The organism is Salinicola halophilus, assembly GCF_003206155.1.
In the GTDB taxonomy this organism is placed as follows: Bacteria; Pseudomonadota; Gammaproteobacteria; order Pseudomonadales; family Halomonadaceae; genus Salinicola; species Salinicola halophilus.
On sequence record NZ_PZJV01000006.1, the window covers coordinates 1 to 23,304 of the forward strand.

24 protein-coding genes are annotated in these 23,304 nt (G+C 64.0%); 15 read left to right on the top strand and 9 right to left on the bottom strand.

The annotated features are described in order from the left end of the window. Positions 1 to 199: 199 nt before the first annotated feature. Complete coding sequence (tyrS, locus tag DOM33_RS11905) at positions 200 to 1,399, bottom strand: tyrosine--tRNA ligase (protein WP_110670245.1); 1,200 nt, start codon at positions 1,397 to 1,399, stop codon at positions 200 to 202. Positions 1,400 to 1,513: 114 nt separating this feature from the next. Between tyrS and DOM33_RS11910 the strand changes: the two genes are divergently transcribed. Next, positions 1,514 to 2,626, top strand: coding sequence for an anhydro-N-acetylmuramic acid kinase (locus DOM33_RS11910; RefSeq protein ID WP_110669265.1), 1,113 nt, complete (start codon positions 1,514 to 1,516; stop codon positions 2,624 to 2,626). A gap of 26 nt (positions 2,627 to 2,652) precedes the next feature. On the opposite strand, the gene DOM33_RS11915 is transcribed toward DOM33_RS11910, so the two are convergent. Further along, positions 2,653 to 3,777 (bottom strand): PilT/PilU family type 4a pilus ATPase, encoded by a 1,125-nt coding sequence (locus tag DOM33_RS11915; RefSeq protein WP_110669267.1) that lies wholly within the window; start codon positions 3,775 to 3,777, stop codon positions 2,653 to 2,655. Between the two features lie 48 nt (positions 3,778 to 3,825). Beyond that, positions 3,826 to 4,860 (bottom strand): type IV pilus twitching motility protein PilT, encoded by a 1,035-nt coding sequence (locus DOM33_RS11920; protein WP_110669269.1) that lies wholly within the window; start codon positions 4,858 to 4,860, stop codon positions 3,826 to 3,828. A gap of 39 nt (positions 4,861 to 4,899) precedes the next feature. Between DOM33_RS11920 and DOM33_RS11925 the strand changes: the two genes are divergently transcribed. The 5 genes from DOM33_RS11925 to metW all read left to right on the top strand — a co-directional run bounded on the left by DOM33_RS11925 (position 4,900) and on the right by metW (position 9,057). Further along, complete coding sequence (locus DOM33_RS11925; protein ID WP_110669271.1) at positions 4,900 to 5,604, top strand: YggS family pyridoxal phosphate-dependent enzyme; 705 nt, start codon at positions 4,900 to 4,902, stop codon at positions 5,602 to 5,604. 52 nt (positions 5,605 to 5,656) lie between these two features. Then, positions 5,657 to 6,496 carry a pyrroline-5-carboxylate reductase gene (gene proC, locus DOM33_RS11930; RefSeq protein WP_110669273.1) on the top strand — a complete coding sequence of 280 codons (840 nt, stop codon included), beginning with the start codon at positions 5,657 to 5,659 and terminating at the stop codon, positions 6,494 to 6,496. 126 nt (positions 6,497 to 6,622) lie between these two features. Further along, positions 6,623 to 7,213 carry a YggT family protein gene (locus tag DOM33_RS11935; RefSeq protein WP_110669275.1) on the top strand — a complete coding sequence of 197 codons (591 nt, stop codon included), beginning with the start codon at positions 6,623 to 6,625 and terminating at the stop codon, positions 7,211 to 7,213. 72 nt (positions 7,214 to 7,285) lie between these two features. After that, complete coding sequence (gene metX / locus DOM33_RS11940) at positions 7,286 to 8,461, top strand: homoserine O-succinyltransferase MetX (RefSeq protein WP_110669277.1); 1,176 nt, start codon at positions 7,286 to 7,288, stop codon at positions 8,459 to 8,461. Beyond that, on the top strand, positions 8,461 to 9,057 hold the full coding sequence (metW, locus tag DOM33_RS11945) for a methionine biosynthesis protein MetW (RefSeq protein ID WP_110669279.1): 597 nt from the start codon (positions 8,461 to 8,463) through the stop codon (positions 9,055 to 9,057). The genes metX and metW overlap by 1 nt, the downstream gene beginning before the upstream one ends. Positions 9,058 to 9,090: 33 nt before the next feature. Here metW and sfsA read toward each other — a convergent pair whose 3' ends face one another. Continuing rightward, entirely contained in the window at positions 9,091 to 9,846 is a 756-nt protein-coding gene (gene sfsA, locus DOM33_RS11950) for a DNA/RNA nuclease SfsA (RefSeq protein WP_110669281.1), read from the bottom strand. Between the two features lie 284 nt (positions 9,847 to 10,130). On the opposite strand from sfsA, the gene dksA reads away from it, so the two are divergent. Continuing rightward, complete coding sequence (gene dksA, locus DOM33_RS11955) at positions 10,131 to 10,568, top strand: RNA polymerase-binding protein DksA (RefSeq protein WP_110669283.1); 438 nt, start codon at positions 10,131 to 10,133, stop codon at positions 10,566 to 10,568. 165 nt (positions 10,569 to 10,733) lie between these two features. Beyond that, on the top strand, positions 10,734 to 11,597 hold the full coding sequence (gluQRS, locus tag DOM33_RS11960) for a tRNA glutamyl-Q(34) synthetase GluQRS (RefSeq protein ID WP_110669285.1): 864 nt from the start codon (positions 10,734 to 10,736) through the stop codon (positions 11,595 to 11,597). A 174-nt stretch (positions 11,598 to 11,771) separates the two neighbouring features. Here the strand turns inward: gluQRS and DOM33_RS16180 are convergent, their stop codons facing one another. Continuing rightward, a complete protein-coding gene (locus tag DOM33_RS16180) occupies positions 11,772 to 12,038 on the bottom strand; it encodes a hypothetical protein (protein WP_162617964.1) in 267 nt (88 codons plus the stop codon). A 451-nt stretch (positions 12,039 to 12,489) separates the two neighbouring features. Here DOM33_RS16180 and pcnB point away from each other — a divergent pair, with 451 nt between their 5' ends. From pcnB to DOM33_RS11995, 7 genes are all read left to right on the top strand, one after another. Next, complete coding sequence (gene pcnB, locus DOM33_RS11965) at positions 12,490 to 13,914, top strand: polynucleotide adenylyltransferase PcnB (RefSeq protein WP_110669287.1); 1,425 nt, start codon at positions 12,490 to 12,492, stop codon at positions 13,912 to 13,914. A gap of 27 nt (positions 13,915 to 13,941) precedes the next feature. Beyond that, positions 13,942 to 14,436: a 2-amino-4-hydroxy-6-hydroxymethyldihydropteridine diphosphokinase gene (gene folK / locus DOM33_RS11970; RefSeq protein WP_110669289.1), complete on the top strand. Its 495-nt coding sequence runs from the start codon at positions 13,942 to 13,944 to the stop codon at positions 14,434 to 14,436. Positions 14,437 to 14,647: 211 nt separating this feature from the next. Continuing rightward, positions 14,648 to 15,439: a 3-methyl-2-oxobutanoate hydroxymethyltransferase gene (panB, locus tag DOM33_RS11975; RefSeq protein WP_110669291.1), complete on the top strand. Its 792-nt coding sequence runs from the start codon at positions 14,648 to 14,650 to the stop codon at positions 15,437 to 15,439. A 26-nt stretch (positions 15,440 to 15,465) separates the two neighbouring features. Continuing rightward, positions 15,466 to 16,329, top strand: coding sequence for a pantoate--beta-alanine ligase (gene panC, locus DOM33_RS11980; protein ID WP_110669293.1), 864 nt, complete (start codon positions 15,466 to 15,468; stop codon positions 16,327 to 16,329). Next, a complete protein-coding gene (locus DOM33_RS11985) occupies positions 16,322 to 16,846 on the top strand; it encodes a GNAT family N-acetyltransferase (RefSeq protein ID WP_110669295.1) in 525 nt (174 codons plus the stop codon). Before panC ends, DOM33_RS11985 begins: the two co-directional genes overlap by 8 nt. Before the next feature lie 9 nt (positions 16,847 to 16,855). After that, complete coding sequence (gene coaA / locus DOM33_RS11990) at positions 16,856 to 17,812, top strand: type I pantothenate kinase (RefSeq protein ID WP_110669297.1); 957 nt, start codon at positions 16,856 to 16,858, stop codon at positions 17,810 to 17,812. 135 nt (positions 17,813 to 17,947) lie between these two features. Beyond that, complete coding sequence (locus tag DOM33_RS11995) at positions 17,948 to 18,973, top strand: acyltransferase family protein (protein WP_110669299.1); 1,026 nt, start codon at positions 17,948 to 17,950, stop codon at positions 18,971 to 18,973. A gap of 209 nt (positions 18,974 to 19,182) precedes the next feature. Here DOM33_RS11995 and pnp read toward each other — a convergent pair whose 3' ends face one another. The 4 genes from pnp to rbfA all read right to left on the bottom strand — a co-directional run bounded on the left by pnp (position 19,183) and on the right by rbfA (position 23,255). Next, complete coding sequence (gene pnp, locus DOM33_RS12000; protein ID WP_110669301.1) at positions 19,183 to 21,312, bottom strand: polyribonucleotide nucleotidyltransferase; 2,130 nt, start codon at positions 21,310 to 21,312, stop codon at positions 19,183 to 19,185. 216 nt (positions 21,313 to 21,528) lie between these two features. Further along, positions 21,529 to 21,798 (bottom strand): 30S ribosomal protein S15, encoded by a 270-nt coding sequence (gene rpsO, locus DOM33_RS12005; protein ID WP_110669303.1) that lies wholly within the window; start codon positions 21,796 to 21,798, stop codon positions 21,529 to 21,531. Between the two features lie 111 nt (positions 21,799 to 21,909). Beyond that, positions 21,910 to 22,827: a tRNA pseudouridine(55) synthase TruB gene (truB, locus tag DOM33_RS12010; RefSeq protein ID WP_110669305.1), complete on the bottom strand. Its 918-nt coding sequence runs from the start codon at positions 22,825 to 22,827 to the stop codon at positions 21,910 to 21,912. Further along, positions 22,827 to 23,255 (bottom strand): 30S ribosome-binding factor RbfA, encoded by a 429-nt coding sequence (rbfA, locus tag DOM33_RS12015; protein WP_110669307.1) that lies wholly within the window; start codon positions 23,253 to 23,255, stop codon positions 22,827 to 22,829. Before rbfA ends, truB begins: the two co-directional genes overlap by 1 nt. Positions 23,256 to 23,304: the final 49 nt, after the last annotated feature.

Consider the following 23,304-nt stretch of genomic DNA (forward strand, 5'->3'; position numbering starts at 1 on the left):
TACTTCACGCTAACCGCGAAAACCTGTCTCGGCGTCAGCGGATGCGTACTTTACGGACCCACCGCCGACTTGGCAAGCCTTGATTCATAAAAAAGTGACGCGACGATGGCAGCCCCTTTCTACCGCCTGCTTTCGACATGCCCCAGATACGACAACGCCCGCGCAGTGGCGGGCGTTCGGGAACCGCAAGCCTTGGCTTTCAGCCAAGGATCACCCGGGCATAGCGCTTCTTACCGGCCTGAATGACATAGCTCTTGCCGGTTTCCAGCATCGTGTCCTTGGCGACGACCTCTCCGTCCACCCTGACGCGACCGTTGGCGAGCATGTCCTTGGCCTGAGCGCTATTGGTCGCCAGATCGGCCCGATTGATCACGGCAGCAATCGGCGCCTGCGTTGCGCCCTCGAAATCGAGCGCCACTTCGGTGAGATCTTCGGGCAGCTCGCCCTCCGCCAGCTGATTGCCGCTCGCCCGATGAGCGTTGGCCGCGGCGTCTTCCCCGTGATAGCGCGTGATCAGCTCGCGGGCGAGCGCCATCTTGATATCACGCGGATTCGCCCCCTGCTCGATCTCCTGGCGAATCGTCTCGATCTCTTCATTGCTCTTGAGCGACAGCAGCTCGAAGTAACGCCACATGAGCGCGTCCGGCATGGAGACGATCTTCTGGAACATCACCCCCGGCGTATCGTCGACCCCGATGTAGTTATTGAGCGATTTCGACATCTTCTGCACACCGTCGAGCCCTTCGAGCAGCGGCATGGTGATGACGACCTGGGGCTCCTGGCCGAAATGCTTCTGGATCTCTCGGCCCATCAGCAGGTTGAACTTCTGATCGGTGCCGCCGAGTTCGATGTCCGCCTCGAGCGCGACGGAGTCGTAGCCTTGAACCAGGGGATAGAGAAATTCGTGCGTGGAGATCGACTGTCCGGCCTTGTAGCGCTTCTCGAAATCGTCGCGCTCAAGCATGCGTGCCACGGTGCTCTGTGCCGCCAGCTCGATCATGTTCGCCGCCGACATCTCGCCGAACCACTCGGCGTTGAAGCGCACTTCGGTCTTGTCCGGATCGAGAATCTTGAAGACCTGGTCGCGATAGGTCTGGGCGTTGGCCTTGACCTCTTCCTCGGTGAGCGGCTTGCGCGTGACGTTCTTACCGGTGGGGTCGCCGATGCGGCCGGTGAAGTCACCGATCAGGAAGATCACCTCGTGGCCCAGCTCCTGGAACTGACGCATCTTGGTCAGCAACACGCTGTGCCCCAAGTGCAGATCCGGCGCCGTGGGGTCGAACCCCGCCTTGATGCGCAGCTTACGACCGGACGCGAGCTTTTCTACCAGCTCGTCTTCGATCAAAATCTCGTGCGTGCCGCGCTTGATCAGCGCCAGCGCATCGGCGACCTCGGTCATCGTATCGCTCTTCACTACGATCTCCACTACGAACGCTATCGGGCTTGAAAGCCGGCAATGGTAGCACGACTCCCCTATCACCGCGGAACTCGCCACCCGAGCTCAGGAGCTGTCATGCCTCTTTATATAGGACTGATGTCCGGTACCAGTCTCGACGGCATCGACGCCGCCCTGGTCGATATCGTCGATGACCCTTCGGTCCCGGCTCGCCTGATCGACGCGCTCTGCTTGCCGCTTTCCGACGAGCTGCGCGAAGGACTGCTGACACTCACGCAGGCGAGTCGGATCGATTTCGCCACCCTTGGCGCAATGGAAGGAGCGTTCTGCGCGTATCAGGCCGACGCCGTTGCCCAGCTACTCGCGCGTCATGCGCTCTCGCCGGGGGCGATCACCGCCATCGGCAGCCACGGCCAGACCATCGAGCACGCCCCAACCGCGACGCCGCCCTATACCTGCCAGATGGACAACCCCAGTCTGCTGGCCGAGCTGACCGGCTGCTGCGTGGTCGCCGACTTCCGCCGCCGCGACATGGCCGCCGGCGGGCAGGCGGCGCCGCTCGCGCCGATCTTCCACCAGGCAGTCTTCGGCCACGCCAGCCGGACACGGCTGGTGCTCAATCTCGGCGGTATCGCCAACCTGACCCGGCTGGCTCCTGCCGAGACACTACCGGTGATCGGCTTCGATACGGGGCCGGCGAACCTGCTTGTCGATGCCTGGCACGCGCGTCATCGTCAGGGCCCCATCGACACCGACGGCGAGTGGGCCGCCAGCGGTACGGTCGACAAGGGACTGCTATCGCGCCTGCTGGAAGAGCCTTTCTTCCACCAGCCACCGCCCAAGAGCACCGGACGCGAGCGGTTTCATCTCGCGTGGCTCGAGCAACGGTTGGCGGGAAGCGAGCGAAGCGCGGACGTGCAGGCGACACTCGCGGAGCTGACCGCGGTAAGCGTCGCCCGTGCTGCGCGCCCTTTCGTCAGCGATACCGATACCGACCTCATCGTCTGCGGGGGCGGGGCACGAAACCGCCACCTAATGCAGCGGCTCGCCGCGCATCTTCCGGAGGTGTCCTTTCTCGACTGCCACGATTTCGGCTGGTCGGCGGACTGGCTGGAGGCCGGCGCGTTCGCCTGGCTCGCCTGGCGCCGACTCAAAGCGCTGCCAGGCAACCTGCCGGAGGTCACCGGCGCACGCGGCCCCAGGGTACTGGGCGGGATCTATGCCCCCTAACGCTCGGGCCGGCGATTCGTCACCGGTTAGTCGTCGCCGGCCAGCGTGAAGCGTTCGCCGTCTGCCGGCGCCTCACCCTGCTCTCCATACTTGATCAGCATGCGCAGATCGTTGGCGGAGTCGGCATGAGAGAGGGCAACGTTCTGACTGATGCGTTTTTGCCGGTAGAGCGCGTAGAGCGCCTGATCGAAGGTCTGCATTCCCAGCTCATGAGAGCGGCGCATCACGTCCTTGATCTCGCCGACCTCACCCCGCCGAATGAGCTCACTGATCAGCGGCGACTTCAGCATCACCTCCGCCGCCGCGCAGCGCCCGCTGCCATCCTCTCGTGGCAGCAGGCGCTGGGCGACGACCGCCTGCAGATTGAGCGACAGGTCCATCCATACCTGCTCTCGGCGTGACGGCGGGAACAGATTGAGGATGCGCTCGATCGCCTGATCGGCGCTGTTGGCATGGAGAGTCGCCAAACACAGATGCCCGGTCTCGGCAAAACTCAGTGCCAGCTCCATGGTGTCCTGACTGCGAACCTCACCGATCATGATCACGTCCGGCGCCTGGCGCAGCGCATTCTTGAGGGCTACCTCATAGGACTCGGTATCGATGCCCACCTCGCGCTGGTTGATGATCGCGCGCTGGTGCGGGTGCATGTACTCGATCGGATCTTCGATACAGATGATGTGCCCGCCGACCGTGCGATTGCGCTGCTGGATCATCGACGCCAGCGTGGTCGACTTACCGCTACCGGTACCACCGACCACCAGCACCAGCCCGCGCTTGATCGTCGCGAGCGTCGCCACCGTTTCCGGCAGTCCCAGCGTCTCGAGCTCCGGAATCTCGAAGGCGATTCGGCGAACCACCATCGCCGGCTGGCTGCGCTGGTAGAAAGCGCTGACACGAAAACGCCCCTTGCCGCTGAGGCTCAGCGCGAAGTTGGCCTCGAGCTCGCTGTCGAACGCATCGCGACGCCCGGCGGGCAGCGTAGCCGCCACCAGCTCGCGCACCTGCTCGGGCTGTAGTGCCGTCTCGCCCAGCGCAACGAGCTTGCCGTCGAGCTTCAGACACGGTGGCGCACCGGTAGAGATCAGAAGATCTGAGGCCTGCTGCGACAGCATGATGTCGAGCAGCTGTTCGAACCATTGTGACGGGGTCATGACAATATCCTGAACGGGCATAGCCGCCGGCTCTCGAGCGCGCGTTGATCAGCCGTCGAGACCGGCACGGGATTTGGCGTTCGCCTCCTGGCGCGAGACGACACCTTCGGCAACCAAACGCGTGAGCGCAGCATCCAGCGTCTGCATGCCCAGGTTGCCGCCGGTTTGAATCGCGGAGTACATCTGGGCCACTTTGCCCTCGCGAATCAGATTACGAATCGCCGAGGTCGCCACCAGGATTTCGTGGGCCGCGACCCGGCCGCCGCTCTCGCGCTTGAGCAGCGTCTGCGAGATCACGCCCTGCAGCGATTCGGAGAGCATCGAGCGCACCATCCCCTTTTCGTCACCGGGGAAGACGTCGATGATGCGATCGATGGTCTTGGCCGCCGACGTGGTGTGCAGCGTACCAAAGACCAGATGCCCCGTTTCGGCAGCGGTCAGTGCCAGTCGAATCGTCTCCAGATCGCGAAGCTCGCCCACCAGGATCACGTCCGGGTCCTCGCGCAGCGCCGAGCGCAGCGCCGGGGCGAAGCCCTTGGTATCCCGGTGGATCTCGCGCTGGTTGATCAGACAGCGCTTGCTCTGATGAACGAACTCGATGGGATCCTCGATGGTGAGGATATGATCCTGGCGGTTGTCGTTGATGTAGTCGATCATGGCCGCCAGCGTCGTGCTCTTGCCCGAGCCCGTCGGCCCGGTCACCAGCACCAGCCCCCGGGCGAGCATCGACAAGCGCCGAAAGACGTCGCCAAGACCGAGCTCGTCGACCGAAAGCACATTGCTGGGGATGGTCCGAAAGACCGCTCCGGCACCGCGTCCCTGCGTGAAGACGTTGACACGAAAGCGCGAGACGCCGGCCACCTCGAAGGAGAAGTCGGTCTCCAGCGCCGCTTCGAAATCGCGACGCTGACGGTCGTTCATGACATCGTAGATCAGGCGGCGAACCTGGCTATCGTCGAGCGCCGCCACGTTGAGCCGGCGCATGTCGCCGTCGACGCGAATCAGCGGCGGCAGCCCTGCCGACAGGTGAAGATCCGATGCCCCCTGCTTTGCCGAGAACGCCAGCAGTTCGGTAATATCCATGAGTTTTTATTCGATCCCCTGCAAAAGGTCGCTGCCAGTATGCCAGAAGCGTCGGTGTCCGAGTCTCTCACTACCGCCAGGCGGCGACTGCAGGACGCGCTGAAAGCGGCCGGCCGCCCATCGGATGCGGCCACGTTGCTGGTAGTGAGCAAGACGCAACCCGCGGCCATCCTGAGGCAGGCCTATCTGGCCGGTCAACGCGCCTTCGGCGAGAACTACCTCCAGGAAGCGCTCGACAAACGTCGCGCCCTTGCCGATCTCGACGAGATCGAGTGGCACTTCATCGGTGCGCTACAGTCGAACAAGACCCGCGAGGTCGCCGAACACTTCGACTGGGTCCACGCCGTCGACCGCGACAAGATCCTGCGGCGTCTTTCCGAACAGCGCCCCGAGGACAAAGGGCCGCTCGATCTCTGCCTGCAGCTCAATGTCAGCGGTGAAGCGAGCAAGGCCGGCGTGACGGCAGACGCGCTGCCCGCCCTGGTGGAGACGGCGCTGACGCTGCCACAGATTCGTCTGCGCGGACTGATGGCACTGCCGGCCCCGAGCGACGACGTCGAATCCCAGCGCCGCGCCTTCCGCGAGGTGCGCGAGACCTTTGAGGCCCTGCGCCGCCGGTTCCCCGAGGCCACACTGGACACCCTTTCGATGGGCATGAGCGGGGACCTGGAAGCCGCGGTCGCCGAGGGCGCCACCGTCGTGCGACTGGGCACCGCCATTTTCGGCAGTCGTCCGTCACCATGACACCGCGCGAACTGCCCGAACCGAGCATTCGATACATCTACAGGATCACGCGATGACCGATACCTTCCAAGCCAGCCGAGTCGCCTTTCTCGGTGCCGGCAACATGGCCGGGGCCATCTTCGGCGGCATGCTCGAAAGCGGCTACCCGGCCTCTGCCATCGTCGCGACCGCGCGCAGCGAGTCGCGTCGCCGCGAGATCGCCGAGCAGTACGGGATTCGCACCGAGGCCGACAACGCCGCCGCCGTGGCCGATGCCGACGTCGTGGTCCTCGCGGTCAAACCGCAGATGATGCGTGAGCTCTGCCTCTCCCTGCGTGACGCGGTGCAGCAGCGGCGGCCGCTGATCGTCTCGGTCGCCGCGGGCCTTACGATCGAGACACTCGAAGGCTGGCTCGGCGGCGAGCTCGCCGTCGTTCGCTGCATGCCCAACACGCCGTCGCTGGTGGGTGCGGGCGCCAGCGGGCTCTACGCCAACGACCGGGTCGACGCGTCACAGCACAAGATCGCCACCGAACTCTTCGAGAGTGTAGGACTGGTGGAGTGGGTCGAGCGCGAAGCGCAGATCGACGCCGTCGCCGCCATCTCGGGAAGCGGTCCGGCCTACTTCTTTCTATTCATGGAGTCGCTCGAGGCCGCCGGCATCGAACTCGGCCTGCCGCCGGATAGCGCCCGCCGCCTCGCGCTGCAGACCGCTCACGGTGCGGCGGCGCTCGCCAGCCAGAGCGAGTTCGACCCGGCCGAGCTGCGCCGGCGCGTTACCTCGCCCAACGGCACCACCGAGCGCGCCATCGCCGCGTTCGAGGAGGGCGACCTCGCCGGGCTGGTGGAGAAGGCCACCCATGCCGCTGCCGCGCGCGCGCGGGCACTCTCCCAGGAGCTGAGCCAGGCGTGAGCCCAAACATTCAGGATGCGAGTTCAAACCCCCGAGGCGCGAACGCCGACGCTCGCGCCTCGGACCGCCGCTTCGCTCTCTCATCCCCCTCTCGACTCGAGCCCTCGCCATCACTAGGAGAACGTCATGGGCAGTAATCTCGGAAGCGCCGGCCTGATGCTGGTCAACACGCTGGCCAGCGTCTATCTGTTCGTCCTCATGCTGCGCTTTCTACTGCAGTTCTCGCAGGCCGACTATTACAACCCCATGAGCCAGGGTGTGGTGAAAGCGACCCAGCCGGTAGTGGCCCCGTTGCAGAAAATTCTACGGCCGGTGGGGCGTTTCGACATCGCCACGCTCTTCGCCGGTTTCCTGCTCAAGGCGCTGGTGATCATTCTCGTCCTTCAGCTCGCCGGCTTCGGCATGCCGCCACTCCAGGGGCTGCTCCTCGCTGCCATCGCGGGCGTGATCAATGCCATTCTCAAGATCTACTTCTTCGCCCTGATCATCATGATCATTCTGAGCTGGGTCGCACCGCAGGCGAGCCATCCGGGGGCGCTACTGGTCATGCAGATCGTCGAGCCGATCATGGCGCCGGTACGCCGGGTGATCCCGTCGCTCGGCATGATCGACCTGTCGCCGATCGTCGTGTTCATCGCCATCAACCTGCTCGACGGCCTCCTCGTCGGCTCTCTGGCACGCGCCGCCGGCCTGCCGGGCGCCCTCGTCGGTTTCTAGACGCGCTCACCGCGCGACCGGTGCCGGCACGGTCGCCGCCGGTCGCGCTGAATCTGGAGTATTGCGAGTTTCATGTCAGCCTCCTTCCCGTCCGACTCGGTCGGACTGGTCACGCCGCAGACGGCGACCTTCGAGTCGCCGCTGGCGCTGGCCTGTGGCAAGACGCTCGAGCGCTTCGAGCTGGTCTTCGAGACCTACGGCACGCTCAACGCCGAGCGCAGCAACGCCGTGCTCATCTGCCATGCCCTGTCAGGGCATCATCACGCCGCCGGCTATCACGATGCCGAGGATCGCAAGCCCGGCTGGTGGGACGCCTACATCGGTCCGGGCAAGGCGATCGATACCGACCGCTTCTTCGTGGTCTCGCTCAACAATCTTGGCGGCTGCCACGGCAGCACCGGTCCCGCGAGCGTGAACCCGGCGACCGGGCAACAGTGGGGGCCGACCTTCCCGGTGATGACGGTGGCGGACTGGGTGCATAGCCAGGCGCGGCTCGCCGATCGTCTCGGCATCGACCGCTTCGCCGCCGTTGTCGGCGGCAGCCTCGGCGGCATGCAGGCGATGCAGTGGTCGATGGCCTATCCCGAGCGGGTCGCCAACGTCGCAACGATCGCCGCTACGCCGAGACTGTCGGCCCAGAACATCGCCTTCAACGAGGTCGCGCGCCAGGCGATTCGCTCCGACCCGGACTTCTTCGACGGCTGGTACGCCGAGCGTGAAGCGATTCCCAAGCTCGGGCTCAAGCTCGCGCGCATGATCGGGCACATCACCTATCTCTCCGAGCACTCGATGGGCTCACGCTTCGGTCGCGACCTGCGAAGCGATCAGCTCAATTTCGGCTACGACGTCGAATTCCAGGTGGAGTCCTATCTGCGCCATCAGGGCGACACCTTCTCGACGCGCTTCGACGCCAATACCTACCTGCTGATGACCAAGGCGCTGGACTACTTCGACCCCGCCGGCGAGCACGGCGGCGACCTGGCCGCGGCGCTGTCACCGGTCGCCTGCCCGTATCTGGTGATCAGTTTCACCACCGACTGGCGATTCGCGCCGGCACGCTCGCGGGAGCTGGTCACGGCACTGCTGCGCGCCGGCAAGCGAGTCAGCTACATCAATGTCGATTCGCCCCACGGTCACGACGCCTTTCTGCTGCCGAACGCGCAGTACGAAGCCGTCTTCTCGAGCTTCATGCAACGCATCGACGACGACCTGAAGCGTGGCGAGTCCAACAATGGGGGCAATCACTGATGCGCGCCGACCTGGCACTGATCTATCGGTGGATCGCCCCGAATGCCCACGTGCTGGATCTGGGCTGCGGCGACGGCACGCTGCTGGCGGCGCTTGCCCGCGACAAGCAGGTCACCGGCTACGGCCTGGAGATCGACCCCGCGGGTATTGCCAGCTGTCTGCGCCGGGGCGTGAGCGTGCTGGAGCAGAACCTCGACGATGGCCTCGGCAACTTCGACGACGACGCCTGCGATCTGGTGATCATGACCCAGGCACTGCAGGCACTGCGACGCCCGGACACCATGCTCGACGAGATGCTGCGGGTGGCCCCGGAGTGCATCATCGCCTTCCCCAATTTCGCCTACTGGAAGCACCGCCTGCATTTGTCGTTGCGCGGGCGCATGCCGGTGTCGCGTTCGCTGCCGCACGCCTGGTACGACACGCCCAACATTCATCTCTCGACGTTCAAGGATTTCGCCGCGCTCTGCCGGCAGAAGGGCGTGACCATCGTCGATGAAGCGGTGGGCAGTGCCAATCATGAAGGGCATTGGAGCTCGCGGCACTGGCCCAATCTCTTCGGTGAGACCGCGATCTTTCGCGTGCGGCGCGGCAGTTAACGCTCAAGGCGCACCAAGCCCCACGGCGCGGGGTCAGTCGCTCGCCGCATCGGCCGAGAATCGCCGGGCGAGATCCACCGGCAGGCGACGATCGATCGCCAACCCCGTCGGTGCACTTGCCGGCCCCAGCCGTCGGCAGCCGTAGGCCAGAACCTCCACGCCCCGTTCGGCCACCGCCATCAGCGTGTGCGCGTAGGCAGGGTCGCGATGCGCCGCCGGGGCCACGTCCGCGATCCCGGTATGCGCCGCGCAGTAGAGCAGCACCGCACGATGGCCCTGCTCGACGAGGGTGGCGAGCGCCTCCAGATGCCGGCGGCCACGCTCGCTCACTGCATCGGGAAAGTAACCGTGACCGTCGCGCTCCTTGAGCGTGACCTGCTTCACCTCGACGTAGGTTGCCGGCGCACCATCACGCTCGAGTCGAAAGTCGAGCCGTGAGCCGACGACTCCCACCTCTCGTTTGAAAGCGATGAAGCCGGCAAGCTCAACGATCGTGTTCGCTCGCAGCGCCTGCGCCACCAGGGCATTGGTTCGCCCGGTGTGCACCGATGCCCAGTCGACGCCTCCCTGACCGTCGGGGAGTTCTATCAGCTCCCAGGTCCAGGCGAGCTTGCGCGCCGGGTTGGTACTCGGGGATAGCCAGACGCGGCAGCCGGGAACGTTGACCGCGCGCATGGAGCCGGTATTGGGACAGTGCGCCACCACCTCACGACCGTCGTCGAGCCTGACATCGGCCAAGAAACGCTTGTAGCGGCGAAGCAGCGTGCCAGCAATCAGCTCGTCATCCATCGCACGCTCCTCCCCATACTCGTTGGGACCGGAAACTTGCGTCGACGTCCCGGGGCACAGACAGACCACGAGGCTGGGCCGACCCTGTGTCGAAGCGGCGCGGCAGGTCGCCTTCCGACACAGAAAAAGATGGGCGTTCACGCAGGCGAGTCATGGGAAAAATAAAGCCACCGTTCGGTTGCAATGGAGACACTTTTTCGCTAAATAAGCAGGGCTTCGGGCAGCGGCTCACGCTGTCCACGGCCGATCCTCGGCCCAAGTCACTTGCGTAACGAGGCAGCCCCATGCCAGTAGCAGAAAAGAAAACGGAAGCGCCCAAAGTCTTCACCCCCTACGAGCCGGCGGCGGGTGAAGAGTATATGAACGACAAGCAGCTTGCGCACTTCCGAGAGATCCTGCTGGGCTGGAAACAGGATCTTATGGAAGAGGTCGATCGCACGGTTCGCCACCTGCAAGAAGAGGCGAACAACTACGCCGATCCCGCTGACCGTGCCACGCAGGAAGAGGGTTTCAGCCTGGAGCTGCGTACGCGTGACCGCGAACGCAAGCTGCTCAAGAAGATCAACGAAACTATCGAGAAGATTGACGAAGACGACTACGGCTTTTGCGAGGCGTGCGGCGTCGAGATCGGTATCCGGCGCCTGGAAGCGCGGCCCACGGCGACGCTCTGCGTCGACTGCAAGACGCTGGCGGAGCTCAAGGAGAAGCAGCTCGGCGGCTGACCTGACGAAGCAGCTCGGCGGCTGACCTGACGAAGCGGTCCGGAACGATCTGGCTGCCCCCTTCGCCGATGCACCACGCCCTTGAGTCGGACACGAACATGCCAGCGGGCACCCAAGGGTGCCCGCTTTGCGTTGGCGAGTTCTCCACTACGATCGGGAGCCGACATGACCTACATCGGTCGCTTTGCCCCCACGCCTTCGGGACCGCTTCATCTCGGCTCGCTGGTGGCCGCGCTGGGGAGTTGGCTGGATGCCCGGGCGGCGGGCGGACGGTGGCTGCTGCGTATCGAGGATATCGATCCGCCGCGCTGCCAACCCGGTGCCATCGACACCATTTGCCGACAGCTCGAAGCCTTCGGCCTGACCTGGGACGGCGATATCCGCTATCAGCACGATCGGGACGCGGCTTACCAGGCAGCGCTGGATCGCCTCGCCGCCATCGGAATGGCCTACCCCTGTGGCTGCTCCAGGCGCGAATGGCAGGCGCACGCGCACTACCCCGGCTGGTGTCGCACGGGGTCACTGTATCCCGACCGACCGCAGGCCTGGCGGCTGCGTACCGACTGCGGCGACCGGCCGGTCGTGTGGCAGGATCGACGCCTCGGCGAGCAGCGCTTCGATCCCAGCGCCCAAGGTGACGTGGTACTCAAGCGAAAGGACGGGTTATGGGCTTACCAGCTCGCGGTGGTGGTCGATGATGCCGACCAGGGCATTACCAATGTCGTACGCGGTGCCGACCTTCTCGACAACACACCGTGGCAGCGACAGCTGCAGGCTGCACTCGGCTATTCACAACCTCGCTATCTTCACCTGCCGCTCGTCATCGGCGACGACGGACAAAAACTTTCCAAACAAAATTTGGCAGCCCCCATCCCCTGCGACCCGACGACGGCTCGCCAGCTCCTTCCTCACGCGCTGACGCACCTCGGGCTGACGCCTGAGTCCCTCGAGGAGCGTACTGCCAATATCGACTCTCAGCTTCATGTCGCGCTGGCGCGCTGGACGGCGGCACGCTCCGCTCATCGCTAGACGTCTCCTATTGCGGGTCGAACACCGCGGCAATTCGCGCGCTCGCCAATTTTCCGCTCGAGCGAAAGACTATGGTCTAAGCGAAAACTCGCCGGTTTTGCGGCACCCTATCGCCATTGCCACCAACGATGCACCACGATCACGCACCGGGATTCCAAAACGCCCTCTAATGGTTCATCGGATCGTCCAATTCGTAGCACGGTCGACGGAAAAATCGCTCCAAACATTATAAGCGACTGTATATAAAGTATTTTTTGTAAAATGGCACGCCGAGTGCAACCTTATAGACAAGAAAAACAACAGGCCGACGACCGCTTCGCCAACAACAACAATCGATACGGTCGGCGCTGCCAAGGTGCCTTCAACAACAACAACGGCATCTCGCAATGACTTCGGAAGGGTCGAGGCAACAATAACGCCAATGCCATCGGCACCCTCCACGGGCGAACAACAACTCCAACGCTCGAGAGTCGGTTACCAATCAGGACGCGACGTTCTCTCCTGGCGAAGCACAACAACAATAACCTTCGAGGATGGAAGACTGCCCGCTACAACAACAATACGCGGGGAAAGGCACTGCCTGTCGTGGTTGGAAGATTGTTTTGAATACGAGGTGGTCGTCTTTGAGAATGACGACTGTGATGCGTATTCAAGGCGATGCGCCATCACGAACAAGAACATGCAGCACGGACGTTGCAACGCATCTCTTACGAAGGGGCCTACGGGCCCCTTTTTCATGTCGGGCTCGATCCGGCAGGCCATCCGACGCGAGCAGGAAGCGTAAGCCGCTCGTTCGCTCTCGTCGGCGATCCAACGCATAGGGAGTCGCTTTGCAAGGTATCGAGGCTCCGCTACACTAGAGTTTTGCTATTCTGCGAGTCGAATTCGCCGCATGTTCAAAGGATTTTCCCGCTTTCTCCAACGTCCCGGTGAACGTTTGAAGACTCTCTTCGGTCAATCGCCCGCCTCCGACGCCCCTGTACGTCAGCAGATCATTCTCTCCCGCGACGAGCACAGCGTTTCCCGCCGAAACCTCAGCGAAAATGCACTCAAGGTGCTGTATCGGCTCAACGGCGCCGGTTTCGAAGCCTATCTGGTTGGCGGCTGTATACGCGACTCACTGCTCGAGCGACACCCGAAGGACTTCGACGTCGCCACCAACGCCACGCCCGACGAAGTGCGTCAGCTGTTTCGCAATTCGCGAATCATCGGCCGGCGCTTTCGTATCGTGCATGTGCGGTTCGGTCGTGAAGTGGTCGAGGTCACGACGTTTCGGGGCGGTCATGGCGAAGAGCAGGACGTCAGTCAGAGCCAGCAGTCCGACGATGGCCTTCTGCTGCGCGACAACGTCTGGGGTAGCGTGGAGGAGGACGCGATCCGCCGAGACTTCACGGTCAACGCGCTCTACTACAGCGTCGCCGACTTCTCGATCTACGACTGGACCGGCGGTCTCGAGGACATCGAGGCGCGCGTGCTGCGCCTGATCGGCGATCCGGAAACGCGCTACCGCGAGGATCCCGTGCGCATGCTGCGTGCGGCGCGCTTCGCTGCCAAGCTCGATTTCACGCTCGCAGAAGAGACCGAAGCCCCGATTCGAGAGCTCGCGCCACTGCTTCTGCAAATTCCTCCAGCGCGTCTCTTCGAGGAAGTCCTCAAGCTCTTCTTGTCCGGCCATGCCGTACAAAGCTTTCGAGTACTGCGCGAGCACGGCCTCTACGCCATGCTATTCCCCGAGAGCGATGAAGCGTTGGCGGAACTGCCTTGGGCAGAAGCGCTGATCGAACAGGCACTCGCCAACACCGACGACCGTCTGGCACGCGAGCGACCGGTAACGCCGGCATTTCTCTTCGCCGCACTACTCTGGCCCTGCGTGCAGCAAAGAAAGACGCGATTGGGTCACGAACAGGATCTACCGGACGTGCCGGCCCAGCAGGCCGCCGCACAGCAGGTCATCACCCGTCAGCTGCAGCACACCTCGATTCCCAAGCGGTTCAGCATGCCGATGCGCGAAATCTGGGATCTTCAGCAGCAGCTGCCCCGGCGGCGGGGCCGTCGCGCTTTTCAGACTCGAGAGAATCCGCGCTTTCGCGCCGCCTACGATTTCCTGCTGCTTCGCGAAAGCGCCGGCGAGATCGAAAGCGGGCTGGGTGCCTGGTGGACGGAGTTCCAGGACGCCGACGAACCGCGCCAGCAGACGCTCATCAACGAAGCCGATGGCGGCCACCCCGCGGGTACCAGCGGCAAGCCGCGACGCAAGCGCCCGCGTAAACGTCGGCGCCCCGCCAATCGCCCGGCACCGCCGACGCTCGACGAATGATGCGCGACGCAGGATGACCCAGGCGCGATGAATCAGTCTCGAAAGGCCGTCGCCTACGTTGGTCTCGGCAGTAATCTCGACGACCCCATCGACCAGGTGCGGCGGGCACTCGAAGGCCTTGCGTGGCTGCCGCTCACCGAGGTCACGGCTCGCTCGCCACTCTATACCAGTGCACCGGTCGGCCCGCAGGATCAGCCCGACTTCGTCAACGCCGCCGCGGCGATAGTGACGCGGCTCTCGCCGCTGGCACTGCTCGATCAGCTGCAGGCGCTGGAGCAGCGTCACCGGCGCGTTCGTGAGCGCCACTGGGGGCCGCGCACCCTCGACCTCGACCTGCTCTGGTACGACGGCCTTCGTCTTTCGACCTCGCGCCTCACCCTGCCTCACCCCGAAATGACGAATCGACGTTTCGTGATCGAACCACTGTCGGCGATTGCCCCAGGGCTCTCCGTCGAGGGGGAGCCGCTGCGCGTCTGGCACGACCGGCTTCGACACCAGCCACTGCACCCGCTCGACGTCTGAGCAGACATTCCGACATCGACAAGCGTCGTCGCCATTAAGCGTCCCGGCGGCCACAAGCGCCGTCGCTCGTAGGCGTCGTCCTCCCTCGCTGTCGCCAAGGTCGTGTTGCGCAACGATTCCGACGCACTACACTCCGGTCTGACTCGACTCCCGGTCCGGTACCAGCCAGCGCCCGTTAGCACCGGCCCAGTCGCCAACTCGGAGAGTGCCGATGAAACGTGTAACGCTCGCCACCCTGCGCGATGCCAAAGGCCGCGGTGAACCTTTCAGCTGCCTGACCGCCTACGATGCGACGCTTGCTCGTGCCGCCGATGAGGCAGGTATCGATGTGCTGCTGGTCGGCGATTCTCTTGGCATGGTGCTTCAGGGCCACACGAGCACCCTGCCGGTGACCCTCGAAGACATCGCCTATCACACCCGTTGCGTGTCGCGTGGGCGCAGTCGCAGTCTGCTGATGGTCGATCTTCCCTTCATGAGCAACGCCGATACCGGGCAGCTGCTCCGCGATGCGGGTGTGCTGATGCGGGCGGGCGCCGAGCTGATCAAGATCGAGGGCGACGCCTGGATGGCGGACGGCATTCGCGAGCTCGACCGTCGTGGCGTGCCGGTCTGCGCCCACCTTGGCCTCGCACCGCAGCGCGTGAATCGTCTGGGCGGCTTCAAGGTCCAGGGCAAGGACGACGCCGACGCGAGACGTATCGTCGAAGACGCCCAGCATCTCGTCGAAGCCGGCGCCGCAGCGATCCTGCTCGAGTGCGTGCCCCGCGCCCTCGGCCAGGCCGTCAGCCAGGCGGTCGACGTGCCAGTGATCGGTATCGGCGCGGGTCCCGACGTCGACGGTCAGATCCTAGTGATGCATGACGTGCTGGGGCTCGACAGCGGCTACTCGCCCCGCTTCGTGAAGAACTTCCTGCTAGGCCACGACAGCATCAAGGCGGCGTTCGACCGTTACGATCAGGCGGTGAAGGCACGCCACTTCCCCGCCGACGAGCACTGCTTCTAACCATCGCGTCCCGAGGAGACCGCTCGATGCAGACCGTGCACGACATCGCCACACTCCGCGATGCGCTGTACCACCACCGGCGCGCCGGCTCGCGTATTGCCCTGGTGCCGACCATGGGTAACCTTCACGAAGGCCATTTGCGCCTGGTGGACGAGGCGTGCGCCCGGGCCGACCTCGTCGTCGCCACGCTGTTCGTCAATCCACTGCAGTTCGCCCCCGGCGAGGATTTCGAGCGTTATCCGCGCACGCTGGCGGCGGACCGCGAGGTCCTGGCGACTCGCGGCTGCGATCTGCTCTTCGCCCCGAGTGTGGAGACGCTCTATCCCGGGGGCGTCGAGAATCCGAGCCGAATCCATGTGCCCGGCGTCTCCGAGGGGCTCTGCGGTGGCGCGCGCCGGGGTCACTTCGACGGTGTGGCGACGGTGGTATCGCTGCTCTTTCACCTCGTCCAGCCCGATATCGCCTGCTTCGGTGAAAAGGACTACCAGCAGCTCGCCGTCATCCGCAAACTCGTCAGCGACCAGCACTTCCCGATCGATATCGTTGGCGTGCCCATCGTACGGGCTGCGGACGGTCTGGCGCTCTCCTCGCGTAATGGCTATCTCTCTGCGGCGCAGCGCGACCAGGCCGTCGTATTCCCCCGCGCGCTCGCCCAGGCGGGCGCGGCACTGGCCCGCGGTGAGGCTTGCGAGGTCGTGCTCGAGAGGACGCAACGCGTACTCGTCGAGGCGGGTTTCGAGATCGACTATCTGGCGCTGCGCGCCGCGGATCTCACCCCCTTCGACCCGGCACGCACGTTTCGCGCCCGGCTCCTGGGCGCCGTCTATCTGGGCACGACTCGGCTGATCGACAACCTCGAGGTCGAGCTCCCTGGCGCCGACCATGGTTGAGCTGGATTGGCGGGCAGCGCTGCCGCCGGATCTGGCCACCGTTGCGGGCTGGATAGCATCGCCGCTGGAACTCGAGCGCTGGGCCGGGCCCGACCTTCACTGGCCGCTCGAGAGCGACCGGCTATGGCGCGAGATCGACGCCGGCGCCATGCCCTCCTACTGCCTCAAGCAAGGCGGCGAACTTCTCGCCTTCGGTCAGCTCTCGCCCAAGGGGCCGCATCACCACCACCTGGCCCGGCTGATCGTCGCCCCCGAGATGCGCGGCCGGGGGCTAGGTCGGCGTCTCTGCGAGGGCTTGATTCAGGAGGGGCACAAGCGTGGTGCCGAGCGGCTGACGCTCAACGTCGCCGGCGACAATACCGTGGCGCTCGAGCTGTATCGTCGCCTGGGTTTTTATCCTGTGGGCGAGCGCGACGAGCGCGGCGTCATCCCCATGATGCTCACGCGATTTGCCGAGTCGTCCGACAATCCGGACAATGACGCGCGGGCCGACTGTGCGCCCGATTCCCACGGTTAGAGACACGTCATGAATCAACTGCGGCCGGACCCATTCTCGCCCTACCAGTTCTATAGCGTCGATCAGTGGTCGCGTTTTCGCGCCGATACGCCGCTGACGCTTGCCTCCGAAGAGGTCCGGCGACTGCGCTCGCTCAATGACCCGGTCGATCTCGACGAGGTCTCTCGCATCTATCTGTCGCTGTCCCGGCTGCTGTCGTCCTATGTCGAAGCGAGCCAGCAGCTCTATGCACAGCGCAAACGCTTTCTCGACATCGACGACACGCAGAAGACGCCGTTCATCATCGGCATCGCCGGCTCGGTGGCCGTGGGCAAGTCGACCACCTCGCGCATTCTCAAGGAGCTGCTCGCCCGCTGGCCCTCGAGCCCCAAGGTGGATCTGGTCACGACCGACGGTTTTCTCTATCCCAACGCCGTGCTGCGCGACAAAGGACTGATGACGCGCAAGGGCTTTCCCGAGAGCTATGACATCGGCGCCCTGCTGAGATTTCTCTCCTGGATCAAGGCAGGCGTGCGTAACGTCCAGGCGCCGCTCTATTCGCATTTGACCTACGACGTGCGGGAAAACGAGTTTCAGACCGTCGACCGCCCCGACATTCTGATCGTCGAAGGCATCAACGTGCTCCAGGTTCGCGATCTGCCGGAAGACGGCAAGATGGTGCCGTTCGTCTCCGACTTCTTCGACTTCTCGCTCTACATCGATGCCGACGAGAACCATATCCATCACTGGTATCTCGAGCGCTTTCGCCTGCTGCGCGAGACCGCCTTTCAGGACCCGGCATCGTTCTTCCACCGCTATGCCCAGATCGACGAGAGCGAAGCGGTCGGAATCGCAGAAGGCCTCTGGCGGGACATCAACCGTCGCAATCTGCGCGAGAACATCTTGCCGACCCGGCCACGGGCCGATCTGATCCTGCGCAAGGGTGCCGATCATCTCGTCGAGCAAGTGGCGCTGCGCAAGGTCTAGGCAGACGCGCCCTTCCAGGCCCTCGCGCACGGCCGCCATGCCATTTTCGCGTAACGTTCTGTTGTATCGGCGAACTTTTCGTCTTCAAACCCTTCTCAGTCACTATCTTTCGATTGGCTAGGCAGGGTTCTTGCAATGCTCATCTCCGTACAGGCGCTTCGTGCCCTGGCCGCCTGGGTGGTCGTTTTCCACCACTTCATGCAGGTCTTTTTCAGTTTCGACGCCGGTAACTGGGTCGAGTCTCTCTTCTCGACCCGCGGCCAAGTGGGTGTGGATATCTTCTTCGTGATCAGCGGCTTCGTGATTACCGTTTCCACCCGAGGCAAGCGACTGTCGACTCCACGTTTCCTACTCCATCGTCTCATCCGTGTTGCCCCCGCCTACTGGCTCTACACGGCGCTCACGGCGCTGGTCATCGTCTTCGCCAGTGACGTCATGCCCGAATACGCATTCAGCGTCACCGGCTTTCTCAAATCCCTGCTGTTCATTCCGGCGGAAAACCCTGGCGGCTACGGCTACTATCCGATTTTGCCGGTCGGCTGGACGCTCAACTTCGAGATGCTGTTCTACGTGGTGTTCGCGCTGTCGCTGACGCTCTCCCGGCGCCATCGGGTCTGGGCGGTGGTGATCTCGATCATCGCAATCAATACGCTGTTCGCGCATCAGCCGTTCCTGAGCAGTTTCTACACTGACCCGATCATCTTCGAGTTCCTGCTCGGCATGGGCATCGGTGTGATCTACGGCCGCCATGGGATTCCCGAAGGCCGCTGCTGGCCGTGGCTTGCGATCGCCGCGAGTCTAGGCACGATCCTCATGTTCAACGATCCCACCGGTGCTGCGCGTTTTCTGGGCTGGGGGTTGCCGAGCGCACTGCTGGTCATCGCGGTGATCGGGCTCGAGTCGCGTATCGGTGGTCAGCGTTTCTTCAAGGCGATGGGCGACTGGTCCTACTCGACCTATCTGATCCATGTCCTGGTGCTTTGGCCGGGCAACTATCTACTGACCCAGCGCCTCGGTCTCGATCCCTATCTAGCGCTGGCATTGTGCGTGCCACTGATCGCGCTGCTCTCCTGGCTGAGCTTCGAGCTGGTGGAGAAACGTCTCTCGCGGCGACTCAAGCGGTGGCTACCGGAAGGGCGCCCACGTCTGGCGATGGCCTAGCCTCTTGCGACGGCGGCGCATCGATAGCGATCACAACCGAGCCCAATCACGCTGACTTCCCGGCCCTGGGGAAGCCATAAAAAAACGCCCGACCGGCAGTGCCGGTCGGGCGTTCATTCAGCGATATCAGGTCGGGGTATCGACCCGATCCGGCCAGTCAGCGGTGAGGGCCGGCGGACGGCGCCCGCCGGTCGCACTCACCAGCCGGCTCACTCACTCGCTTCGAGGGAGGCTTCGAAAGCCGCTTTCTCTTCCGGCGTGATCTCCTTGATCGAGAGCTTCACGCGGTTGCGGTTGTCGATATCGAGTACCTTGACCGTCACTTCCTGGCCTTCGCTCAGGTAGTCCTTCACGTCGTTGACGCGCTCGGGAACGATCTGGGAGATATGGACCAGCCCGTCGGTGCCCGGCATGAAGTTGACGAAGGCGCCGAAGTCGGCGAGTCGAACGACCTTGCCGCGGTAGAGCTTGCCGATCTCCGCTTCGGCGGTGATCGCCAGCACGGTGTCGATGGCGCGCTTGGCGGCGGCGCGGTCTTCGGCGTAGATGCGCACGGTACCGTCGTCGTCGATATCGATGGAGGCACCGGTATCTTCACAGATCTGGCGAATGGTGGCGCCACCCTTGCCGATCACGTCGCGGATCTTGTCCGAGTTGATCTTGATCGTCTGCATTGCCGGCGCGTGCTCGGAGACTTCCGTACGGCTCTGGTTGATGACGGCGTTCATCTTGTCGAGGATCTGGAGGCGGGCGTCGTGGGCCTGCTGCAGCGCAGTCTCCATGATCTCCTCGTTGATGCCCTCGATCTTGATGTCCATCTGCAGCGCGGTCACGCCGGCAGCAGAACCCGCCACCTTGAAGTCCATGTCGCCGAGGTGATCCTCGTCGCCCAGGATGTCGGTCAGCACGGCGAAACCATCGTCGTCCTTCACCAGACCCATGGCGATACCGGCGACCGGCGCCTTGATCGGCACGCCGGCATCCATCAGCGCCAGCGACGTGCCGCAGACGGAAGCCATCGAGCTCGAACCGTTGGACTCGGTGATCTCGGACACCACGCGGATGGTGTACGGGAAGTCGTCCTCGTTCGGCAGCATCGCCTGCACGCCGCGACGCGCCAGTCGGCCGTGGCCGATTTCACGACGCTTGGGACCGCCCATGAAGCCGGCTTCGCCGACGCTGTACGGGGGGAAGTTGTAGTGCAGCAGGAAGCGATCCTTGGTCTCGCCTTCGAGCGACTCGATCAGCTGCGCATCGCGCAGCGTGCCCAGCGTGGCAGCGACCACGGCCTGCGTTTCGCCACGGGTGAACAGCGCGGAGCCGTGGGTGCGCGGCAGCACGCCGACGCTGACGTCGAGCGGACGCACGGTCTTGTGATCGCGACCGTCGATACGCGGCTCGCCGGCGACGACGCGGCTGCGCACGGTCTTCTTCTCAAGGCTGGCGAGGGCCCCGGAGACTTCGTCCTTGCTGAAGCGCGGGCTCTCGCCGCTGGCGAGCTCCTCGAGCGCCTGCGTGCGGATCTGGGATAGCGCATCCTGACGCGCCATCTTGTCGGTGATCCGGTAGGCCTCGCCCACGGCGGTCCCGTAGCTGGACGCCATCGCGGCTTTGAGCTCGGCGTTTTCCGTCGCCGGCTGCCAGTCCCAGCGCGGCTTGCCCGCTTCGCTGGCGAACGCCTTGATCGCCTCGACGACGACCTGCATCTCCTGATGGGCGTAAAGCACTGCGCCCAGCATTTCGTCTTCGCTCAGCTCCTTGGCTTCGGACTCGACCATCAGCACGGCCTTGTCGGTGCCCGCGACGACCATGTTGAGCTCGGAAGCCGGCAGCTCGTCCACCTTGGGATTGAGGAAGTAGCCCTGCGACTCGTTGAAGCCGACCCGTGCGGCGCCGATCGGGCCGTTGAACGGCAGCCCGGAGATCGACAGCGCGGCCGAGGTACCGATCATCGCGGCGATGTCCGGATCCTGGTTACGGTCGGTGGAGAGCACGGTGCAGATGACCTGGACTTCGTTCATGAAGCCCTTGGGAAAGAGCGGACGAATCGGACGGTCGATCAGTCGCGAGGTGAGGGTCTCTTTCTCGGTGGGGCGGCCTTCGCGCTTGAAGAAGCCACCGGGGATCTTGCCGACCGCGTAGGTCTTCTCCTGATAGTGCACGGAGAGCGGGAAGAAGTCCTGGCCGGGCTTGAGGTCCTTGCGGCCGACCACGGTGCACAGCACCACGGTGTCTTCCATGGTGACCAGCACGGCACCGCTGGCCTGACGGGCGATTCGGCCCGTCTCGATAGTGACGGTACTGGAACCGTACTGGAACGTTTTCTGAACCGGATTCACAGGCTTTCCTTTACTTGTCGAATTCGTTGGGATCTTTAGTCGTGGCGACCATTCTAGGCGTTAGCGTCAGCAACGGCTAGCGATCGCCGGGGGCGTCGATGGCTCCATGACGGGCACCAAACAAGCGGCGCCAAATGACAGGCATAAAAAAACAAGCAGCCCCGCGAGGGACTGCTTGTTTCTCGGCACACAGCGTCGATGGGATCGACGCGTGGCTCAGCGGCGCAGACCGAGGCGCTGGATCAGCGACTGGTAACGCTCGAAGTTCTTGGCCTTCAGGTAGTCCAGCAGCTTACGACGCTGGTTGACCATGCGGATCAGGCCACGACGGGAGTGGTGATCCTGCTTGTGGCCCTTGAAGTGGCCCTGCAGGCCGTCGATGTTGGCGCTCAGCAGCGCAACCTGGACTTCCGGCGAACCGGTGTCGTTCTCGCCCTGGCCGTACTCTTTGACGATTTCGGCCTTCTTTTCGGCAGTCAGTGCCATGAAACACTCTCCTAAGCAATATGCTTGAGTGATGAATGTCGGAGACCACGCATATTTGCAGTCTCTCGCGTCATGAATCGGGTAAACCCGATCCTATTGTCGACGCCGCGCTCAGCGCGTCGCCGTGTCGACCAGCCGCTTGGGAGCGATCTCCCCTGGCTGGGTCGACTCGACCAGTCCCAGAAAGGACTCGTCGCGGTAAAGCCTTGCCGTGTCGCCTGGCGCAAGCGCCGTCTCGAGAACACCGACCCGCTGCCCCAGCAGCAAGCGTCTCGCGGCCTCGTCATCGACCTGCAGCGTCGGCAGATGCGCCAGCAGAACGTCGACGGGCATCAGGTGCGCCAGCCGCTCCTCTTCGCTCATCGACTCGAGCGTTTCGAACGAGATGCGACGCTCACTGCCGAACGGGCCGGTTTCGAGCCGCTCGAGTGCCGTGATGTGTGCACCGACGCCCAGCGAGCGGCCGATATCCTCGGCCAGAGTGCGGATGTAGGTGCCCTTGCTGCAGCGCACCTCGAGCCAGAACCCATCCGCCGCCCAATCGAACGGGCGCATATCATATATCGTCACGCGTCGTGGCGCACGCTCGATCGTCTTGCCCTCGCGGGCGAGCTCGTAGAGCTTGCGTCCCTCGTGCTTCAGCGCCGAGACCATCGGGGGTACCTGGTCGATCTCGCCGCGAAAGGCATCGATCGCCGCTTCGATACGGGCCCGGTCGAGACTCGACGGCAGCCCATGGCGCTCGACGATCTCGCCCTCGGCGTCGCCGGTATCCGTCGTCTCGCCCAGCTTGACCCGGGTTCGATAGACCTTGTCGGCTTCCAGCAGGTGCGCCGAGAACTTGGTCGCCTCGCCCAGGCAGATCGGCAGCAGGCCGGTCGCCATGGGATCGAGCGTGCCGGTGTGGCCCGCCTTGCGCGCCTGCAGTAGACGCCGAACTCGCTGGAGAGCGTGATTGCTGGAGACGCCCTGGGCCTTGTCCAGCAGCAGCACTCCGTCGATGGCGAGCCCTTTACGACGACGCGCCATCAGCGGCTCTCCTCGTCTCCTTTCGGCGAGGCGCCGGTGGTCTCGTCGCCGGGCTCGCCGGCGTCATCACGGTGGTCACTGGCAACGGCTTCGTCGATCAGCGCCGAGAGGTGATGCCCGCGCACCACGCTTTCATCGTAATGAAAACGCAGTTCCGGCACGTGACGCAGCTTGATGCGACGCGCGATCTGGCTGCGCAGAAAGCCCGAGGCGCGCTTGAGCACGCTCAGGTTTTCCTTGATACGCGCCGGATCGTTCTCGCCCAGCAGTGTCACGTAGATATCGGCATAGCCGAGATCGCGACTCACCTTCGCCGAGCTGACCGTGATCATCCCCAAACGCGGATCCTTGATCTCGCGCTGGATCAGAACGGCCAGCTCCTGCTGAAGCTGGTCGGCGACTCGATCGGTCCGTTTGAATTCGCGCATGTCGTATGTCCTGCGGCTTCAGTTGCCGCGCTTCGCGGTGCGGCGGTGC